This is a genomic window from Paraburkholderia sp. SARCC-3016, from assembly GCF_031119615.1.
Taxonomy (GTDB): domain Bacteria; phylum Pseudomonadota; class Gammaproteobacteria; order Burkholderiales; family Burkholderiaceae; genus Paraburkholderia.
In genome coordinates this window covers 1-1116 of the sequence record NZ_JAVHZD010000098.1, presented here as the reverse complement: position 1 = coordinate 1116, position 1116 = coordinate 1, and the positions used below count along the sequence as shown (strand labels likewise).

General features: G+C 65.7%; 1 protein-coding gene. It reads right to left on the bottom strand.

The window, feature by feature from the left end; translation table 11 throughout:
• A partial coding sequence (gene prpC, locus QYH69_RS35860) for a 2-methylcitrate synthase (protein ID WP_308836340.1) occupies positions 1-1116 on the bottom strand: 1116 nt, incomplete at both ends.

The window sequence follows — 1116 nt, the reverse complement described above, 5'->3', positions numbered from 1 at the left end:
CACGAACTTCAAATTCTCAGGCCCCGTGTAATTCGCGCTCGGCCGGATGATCTTGTTGTCGATGCGCTGCTCGATGATGTGCGCGCTCCAGCCGCTCGTGCGCGCGATCACGAACACGGGCGTGAACATCGCGGTCGGCACGCCCATCATGTGGTACGACACGGCGCTGAACCAGTCGAGATTCGGGAACATCTTCTTCGCGTCCCACATCACCGTCTCGAGCCGCTCGGCGATGTCGAACAGCTTCGTGTGGCCGGCTTCCTTCGACAGCTTCTTCGCGACTTCGCGGATCACCTTGTTGCGCGGGTCGCCGGTCGTGTAGACCGGGTGCCCGAAGCCGATCACGACTTCCCGGTTTTCCACGCGCCTGCGGATGTCGGCTTCGGCTTCGTCCGGGTTCCGGTAGCGCGTTTGCACGTCGAATGCCGCCTCGTTCGCGCCGCCGTGCTTCGGCCCGCGCAGCGCGCCGATCGCGCCGGTGATCGCCGAATAGATGTCCGCGCCCGTGCCCGCGATCACGCGGGCCGCGAACGTCGACGCATTGAACTCGTGCTCGGCATACAGGTTCAGCGACACGTGCATCGCGTCGACCCACGACTTCGACGGCGGCGTGCCGTGCAGCAGATGCAGGAAGTGGCCGCCGATCGAGTCGTCGTCGGTTTCGACCTCGATGCGCCGGCCGTTGTGCGAGTAGTGATACCAGTAGAGCAGCATCGAGCCCAGCGACGCCATCAGGCGATCGGCGATATCGCGTGCGCCGGCGACGCTGTGATCGTCCTTCTCGGGCAGCACGGTGCCAAGCGCCGAGACGCCGGTGCGCATGACGTCCATCGGATGCGCGGCGGCCGGGATCCATTCGAGCACGGCCTTCACGTTCGCGGGCAGGCCGCGCATCGCCTTGAGCCTGGTTCTGTACGCGGCCAGCTCGGCGAGGTTCGGCAGCTTGCCGTGCACGAGCAGATGCGCGATCTCCTCGAATTCGCAGGCGCCGGCCAGATCGAGAATGTCGTAGCCGCGGTAGTGCAGGTCGTTGCCGGTGCGGCCGACCGTGCACAGTGCGGTATTGCCGGCCGTCACGCCCGACAGCGCGACCGATTTCTTCGGTTTGAATGCGCC